We start from the raw sequence: 7,331 nt of genomic DNA, 5'->3' as shown, positions 1-7,331 counted from the left end.
TGAAATAACAACAATGTTACTAGCTCAACTCAGCCTTAATTAAATATTCATGAAAAACTTTTACCTATTTCTCGCAGGGATAGCCCTGCTAGCATCGGGGACCCACTTCATCAGCAACTTTTCAGGTGACCAATTTCAAAAAACAGAAAAGCTAGCCGAGAACGCGAAGAATCCCCAAGCATTGGCCGTGAAAAAAGAAAGATTACCTTTTTCCCCGCTTAAACCTACCCAGCCAACCAACCATCGGTTTCTGATCCCGGGTATCTCTGCGACCAACACTGCCGCGCTAACGAATGACACCGGGTTGCCGGGAGCTTCGGCCGGCGACGAACTCGAGTACACTGTTACGATATCAAATGGCGGAACTGTTGCCACAGGAGTAGTATTCACCGACCAGATCGACGCTAATACCACATTAGTACCAGGTTCCGTAAAAGTCAGTCCCATTGCGGTGGAAGAAAGCTATACGACGATTGGAAATGTGGGGCTTGATATACCAGCTGGCAGCGGCGTATTAACCAATGACATCAGTCCGAGCGGATCAGTATTAAGCATTGTTGGACCAACGAATATTGCTACCACACAAGGGGGCAATGTGACCATGAATTTAACCACAGGAGCCTTTACCTACGTGCCTGCGGCCGGCTTTGTGGGCGACGATACATTCACATATACGTTGCAAAACGGTTCGGGACTTACTTCCGTCGCGACAGTTACCATTAGCTCGGCTGGCGCGATCTGGTTTGTTAATTCCGCTGCCAGCCCTGCCGGTGCAAATGGAACGCTGGCTAAGCCTTTTGCAACGCTTGCCGCTTTTCAGGCCATTAACGATGTAGAAACAGGTCATTCCATATTCCTTTACACGGGTAGCTACACAGGGCCGGTTACATTGCTCAGTCAGCAGAAACTGATTGGCCAGGGAGCAACCGAATCCCTTTTGACCATTACCGGTCTGCCTGCTCCAAACGGAAACAATCTTCTCCCTAGCACCGGTGGTACAAAACCTATACTGACCAGTTCGGGCGGCGCCAATGTGATCAACACAGGTGCCGGCAATTCCATTCTCGGACTAAGTGTCGGCGCTTCGGGAACCGGGGTGAAAATAGCGGGTTCTACTGCGGGAACGCTTACCATCAAAGAAGTAGACCTGACGGGAGCGGGCAGTGCTCTTAACCTTTCGAATCTGACTCTTGCAGCAGATTTTACCGAAATATCTTCATCCGTTTCCTCAGGAATCAGCCCTATTAAAATTGCCAGTACGGGAGGAGCTTTGAAAATATCAAGCGGAATAATATCATCTTCCAATGTGCCAGCCATTGACATCGCTGGTAACTCTCTTGCTCTGAATGTCACATTCAGTTCTGTTTCGAGTACTACTGCTTCAAAAGGAATAGCCGTTTCGGGTACCACCGGAACTTTTCAGGTAACAGGTACCGGAACAACCTTAGGATCAGGCGGAACGATACAGAGCATAACCGGCAGAGGCGTTGAACTGATCAATGCGGCAGGGATAACGCTTAAAAACATGAACCTGACCAATGCCAACACCTCAGAAGGTTCAACACCAAGTGCTCTGGACAATAGTAATGCGAACGCAGCCATACATGCCAATAATGTTGCCGGCTTATCCCTGGACAGGATCATTATTAGTGGAACAGTGGTTCAGGAAGGGATCAATTTGAGAACAGTAAGCAACTTCAATTTCACCAACGGATCGGTCGGGAAGTCGGGTAGCCAGGGGCAGAGCGAAGAGGGATGTATTTACGCGATTAATACCTCGGGAACCAACTCTATCACCAATAGTACTTTCGATGATCCGGGTGGTCGGGCCGCTTATTTCAGCAATGAAAACGTTAACATGACACTGCTTACGATCGATAATTCGACATTTTCGAATGCTGACAATGGGCCGGGAGTGCAGGTAGAAGGACGTGGAACTTCCACTATGAATGTAAAGATCCAGAACGGTTGTCAATTCCTCAGCTGCCGAACTTCCGGTGTAGAAGTGTATGCCAACAATACCTCATTTATCCAGGCAGATATCAAAGGCAGTACCATCAATGTAGGCAGCGAAGTAGGAACCGGGATAGATATTGCAGCTTCGGGCAATGCGACCGCCAAATTTAATGTTCTCAATAACACATCGAACTACAATAATGGTCCATGTCTTAACTTCTTTGCTTTTTCAAGTGGGTACCTTGAAGGAAATGTGACCGGGAATACCGTAACCAAAGTTGCAGGAGGCGGATCCGGTATCCGTTTTTACGCGGAAGGGACCACAGCACGCGGTGTTTTGAAAATTGAGAACAACACAATTAATAATTCGTTTGACGCTTCCGGTATGAATATTTCGGGTGTGTCGACAGCCGGTGCAAGAAGTGACTTTACCATTAATAACAATAATGTTAATCAGGTAAACCCCGGCTCGCTCTACGGAATAGACGTCAATGCGATCGGAACCGCTCCGACCAATTCGATTGTCATGTGCGCTAATGTCACCAATAATGATATAGTCGTGGCGTCATCAACCTTGAATGCAGCCAGGATCAGATCAGGTCTGATCAATCAAACTACTATTTTGGTGCAGGGGTCGGGTGGAACCATACAGGACGTCTGGAATAATGGTGGTAACACACCTATCAACAGAGCTTCTCAAAGTGGCCAGGGATTTTTTACTTTCGGCCAGACCTGCGCTGTTCCAAACGTGTCACCACTCGCCCGGATGGCAGCAGAGGAGCTGGCTGGCGGCAGAATTGGAGCTGCCGATGAGGAAGTGGCCAAAGCACCGGTTACCCAAGCAGCAAGCGTACCGGTAACTATCCAGGAAGCGCCTGAAAATACTAGCAGCCCTGCGAGGGAGCAATCGACCTTATCAGGAGAAACAGTGACCGTAAATGGTACCGGAACTGGATTTAGCATCCCGGCCAACAAAAATGTCATGATCAAATTCAAGGTTACCATTGATGCAAACATTCCGACCTCTGATTGTGAAATTTCAAATCAGGGAACAGTTTCAGGTTCGAATTTTACTTCCGTATTGACAGACGATCCCGGTGCTGCCGGTAGCAATAACCCTACGATTACAGCGGTAACATCTACCCCGGTGATTACTTTCTGTCCAGGGAATGTGGTCGTTAACCCTGATCCGGGAACCTGTGTTTCCTCACAGACCTTCGCAGCCACCGCTGACGGATGCCCTGCACCTACCATTGCCTACACGGTCGCAGGAAATCCAATCACGTTTCCTTTTGATTTTCCATCAGGCTTAACCACTGTATTGGTAACCGCCTCGAATGGAATAGGAACAGCGCCTACCTGCTCTTTTACGGTTACTGTAACACCCACGCCAGCGCCCGTTCTTACCGACAACCCGGACCCGCAAAGCATTTGTGTCAATGGGGATGCATCATTCACAGTTGCGACAAGTGCGACCGGCGTGACTTACCAATGGCAGAAAAAACCTTCGGGCGGCTCATTTGCGAATATACTTTTGGCTGATAATGCTACTGCCAATTCAGCGACCTTGTCTCTGACCAGTGTGCCTGTAACTGATGATCAGTCTGAATATCAATGCATTGTTTCAAATCCTTGCACAGGCAGTACTTCAACAGCAGCATTGCTTACCGTGAGTGAAAAGCCTACTATTGTTCTGAGTGGTGACGAATACCAGTGCTCAGTCGATTTGCTGGTCTATACTGTCATCTTCACAGCATCACCCGGCGCGGTAGTAACCTCGGATAAAGGAACAGTAGATGGAAACAAGGTAACTGGTATCCCCAACAATCAGACTGCGATCCTTACGGCTACCAATGGAGGATGTTCGACAACGCTTTCTGTTTTCAAAGACTGCTCTTTACCGGTGACATTGATTGATTTTAGCGCTGCGAAACAGGAAAATACGATCTTGCTCAAATGGAGAACCAGCGAGGAAACCAACAGCGAGAAATTTGACATTGAACACAGTGTTGATGGCAAAAGCTGGCGGAGCATAGGAAGTCAGAAATCGAATGGTGAAAGCGCCACCGTCCTGGCTTATTCATTCACCGACAAAGAGCCGTCAGCCGGAGAAAACCTCTACCGTCTGAAAATGGTTGACTTTGATCAAACCTATGCTTACAGTAGCATTGTGAGTGTCAACTTCAATATACCAATGCAATCAGAATTCTATCCTAACCCGGTCTCTGATCAGTTGTATGTTAAAAGTTCAGACTGGAACCAGGTGTCGGCAATAGAAATGCACAATGTACAAGGCAGAAAAGTGTACAAGTCTGGTGCCAGTATTGCTAAAACAATTCAGGTGAAGGACCTGCCTGCTGGTATCTATATTTTGTCCATCATTCACAAAAATGGGACGGTCAGCAAGCAGAAAGTATTAATAAACAGATAGCATTGAAATAATCTGTCGTAAGGGTCAATGCGATAATCGCCATTTATGAATAAGTACTAAACAATAAAGGAGCTGGCTCAGTCCAGCTCCTTTATTGTTACTGATTTACGGTCCTGTTACATGAGTAGCTAATGCAGAGCATTGGCCTCACCGACTGGTCGCAGTAAATAAGGCAGATCACGCAATTCGGCATTGAAATCTGGTTGTTTGTTAGCGGTCGACTGAAACGCGTTTGAGGTTGACGGTCACTTGCTTCGCATGTCTGGGGTCGGCACTGTTCCAATGGCTCGACCCATCGGCCCAATGATAACTAAAATTGAGCGTGGTAGTAAGCTTGTCCATATCCCAGGTTCCATTTTTGGCCTCAAAAAGTGTGAAATTGGGTAAAATCCTCTTCTTTTCGTCAACCGGCTGAAATCCGAAAGAGAGTTTTTGCATATTTTCTTTTTCCACGTGACCGTTGATCTCGTACTGCTCAGTTCCCAGCTTGCTGGTCACGCTCGCTATTCCGTCAAACCGGTTTTTGTTTCGAGTGGAGTAGCTGGCTTTTTTCCAGCGTTTGCTAGCTTTTTCACCCCTTTCTTCATCGGTTAATGGTGCCAATACTTCAAGGCTGATGGTTTTCTTCACTTGATCAGGATCAACAAAAGACCCTTCCCAGCGACCAACGAGTAGTTTTGCCTCTGCATCATCGCTATATGCCCAAGGGCTGTTGCGGTAATCGCTCCATTTGCTGTAATGATATTTGCATTCGTAACCCCCCCAACTCAGGGCGACGGCAATGACAAGCAATAGCAGACAACCGCCTGTTTTTTTTCCGTTCATGGTTGTTATTTATAAAAACCGGAGTCACTTTTGTTTGTAAAGCTAAGCGTCGGATAACCGTACCGCCATTGAGAATAGACCAACGACGCATTAAATAGACCAATGCAGTGATGAATGAAAGATTTTGCATTTTCTTATACTGCCTGCTGGGCTTATGCGGTGTCACCGCTGCGCAAATCCGGTTGGAAGTGGTAAATGTTGCCCCGTTCATTACTGAAAACAAACGGATATTTCTGGCCGCCGATTTTAATCATTGGGAGCCGGGAGGACTCAATTATGAGCTCACGAGGCAGGAGAACGGTACCTATTTTATCAACTTACCCGATACATTAACCCAATTCAAATATAAATTTACCCAGGGTAGCTGGGGCCTTGTGGAAGGTAATGCGGACAGGTCGAGCCGCGCAGACCGTAGCTACAACAAGAATGCGGCTGCTTCTCCCAAGCTCGTCAGGGACACTATTTCAGGCTGGGAAGCAAAGCCGACTTACCGGTTTGTTGTCAATAAACTTCCTGCCAACACACCAAAAGACGCGATCCTATACATCACGGGGAATTTCAACAACTGGAATCCCGCCGACGAAAGTTACCGGTTGCAACGGCAGATCGATAATACTTTCAGAATTTCAGTTGTCTCGGATCTGGAACGGTTTGAGTACAAGTTTACAAGAGGGGACTGGGAAAATGTGGAAGGACTAGAGAATGGTAAAGCACGTCCCAATCGGGTACTGTTCAGAAGTACGATCAATAAAATCGATAACATACCGGTTGAGATCATCAGTTGGGAAGATCTTTCGGGCACATTCAACTTTTTCTCGCTTTATGATCTGCTATTGTTGTTTTCCGCCTTCCAATGTCTGCTGCTGATCGTCGCGATTCCGAGCATTCAGGATTACAACAGAAAGGCGAACCTTTGGCTCGTGATTTCAATTGCTTTCATTGCGGTGATGGTGGGTATCAGAGTGGTCAGCGATTACAAGGATGTAGCCCAGACTTACACCAAGATGCTGCTTATACCCGATTTTGCGCTTTTCCTTTACGCGCCGCTATTTTTCTTTTACATTCGAAAACTCCTTTTCAAAACACCAACATTGCCCGACAAATGGTGGCTGCATTTTCTGCTTCCGCTTGCCCAGCTGCTGGCATATATGCCTTTTTTCTTATCGGAAAAGAAAGTGTTGCAGCTCAAAATAGTGAACCATTCCCCCGATTTACAAATGCTTTATATCATCAGCGGCATCATTGCATTGGGGAGTAATACCTGGTACTGGTTTCAATGCAGGAACATGATCTTTACCTATAAGCGACAGTATACCACACTCGCTTCCGACGAACAAAATCTGCAATATTTATCGACCGTACTGATCATTCAGGCAGTTTGCCTGGTATTCTGGCTTTTTTCCGGGGTGCTGTCCGCGGTGGGTAACTTCTTTCCTTTTGACACCAGCTACATTACCAGCAGGAGTGTGGATTTTATCTGGCTGGTTTTTTCTTTAATTCCCTATTTTCTGGGCTATTTTGCCATTCACCAGCCTGAAATTTTCAAGATTGCCAGTGATCATACCACTCCTTTTTTCAGCGTCGAGGAAGTGGTAAATGCTGCAAGCGATGGCCTGGCCATCCCCGGAAACGAAAAAACGCCCGACATTTCCGACCAGAATTTGCAGGAATGGAAAGAGAAGATTGGTACTTATATGCAAAAAAGCAAGCCACATCATAACCCCGGCCTGACCTTGGGAACGCTCGCTGCCAAGGTCAAAATCTCGCCGCATTTGCTCTCCAAGGTGATCAATGAAGCATACGAAAAGAACTTCTTTGACTTCGTGAACTCATACCGGATCGAGGATTTCAAAGAGCGTTTCGAGGATCCGAGGAACAAACATTTCACAATGCTGGCCATCGCTTTTGAGGTAGGCTTCAATTCCAAAACCGCTTTTAACAGGGCCTTCAAGAAGATGACAGGCAGCACGCCGAGAGAGTACTTTTTTGAGTCCAGATTGGAAGATTAGTATTCCGCTTGCTTCACGTTTTTAAGAAAAATGAGGTGCCACATTATAAAGTGGACACCTTTTTTTGTCTCCAAATATTTATGAATCAAACACTTAGTATCGACTCTCCA

At 46.6% G+C, this 7,331-nt stretch carries 3 protein-coding genes; 2 read left to right on the top strand and 1 reads right to left on the bottom strand.

Going from position 1 to position 7,331, the window contains the following annotated elements; translation table 11 throughout:
- Positions 1-49 precede the first annotated feature (49 nt).
- Positions 50-4,387 carry a T9SS type A sorting domain-containing protein gene (locus ABIO93_RS23190; protein WP_348072130.1) on the top strand — a complete coding sequence of 1,446 codons (4,338 nt, stop codon included), beginning with the start codon at positions 50-52 and terminating at the stop codon, positions 4,385-4,387.
- Positions 4,388-4,597: 210 nt separating this feature from the next.
- Here the strand turns inward: ABIO93_RS23190 and ABIO93_RS23185 are convergent, their stop codons facing one another.
- On the bottom strand, positions 4,598-5,212 hold the full coding sequence (locus tag ABIO93_RS23185) for a hypothetical protein (RefSeq protein ID WP_348072128.1): 615 nt from the start codon (positions 5,210-5,212) through the stop codon (positions 4,598-4,600).
- A gap of 110 nt (positions 5,213-5,322) precedes the next feature.
- Between ABIO93_RS23185 and ABIO93_RS23180 the strand changes: the two genes are divergently transcribed.
- Positions 5,323-7,221, top strand: a complete 1,899-nt coding sequence (locus ABIO93_RS23180; RefSeq protein WP_348072126.1) for a helix-turn-helix domain-containing protein — start codon at positions 5,323-5,325, stop codon at positions 7,219-7,221.
- Positions 7,222-7,331 lie beyond the last annotated feature (110 nt).

Source organism: Dyadobacter sp. (genome assembly GCF_039919315.1).
GTDB lineage: Bacteria > Bacteroidota > Bacteroidia > Cytophagales > Spirosomataceae > Dyadobacter.
The sequence above is the reverse complement of the archived record's forward strand: the minus strand, read 5'-3'. Positions and strand labels throughout refer to the sequence as shown.

What these genes read in the sequence shown, in the direction of transcription:
- ABIO93_RS23190 (WP_348072130.1), top strand. Translation starts at nt 50, where the DNA reads ATGAAAAACTTTTACCTATTTCTCGCAGGGATAGCCCTGCTAGCATCG.
- ABIO93_RS23185 (WP_348072128.1), bottom strand. Translation starts at nt 5,212, where the DNA reads ATGAACGGAAAAAAAACAGGCGGTTGTCTGCTATTGCTTGTCATTGCC.
- ABIO93_RS23180 (WP_348072126.1), top strand. Translation starts at nt 5,323, where the DNA reads ATGAATGAAAGATTTTGCATTTTCTTATACTGCCTGCTGGGCTTATGC.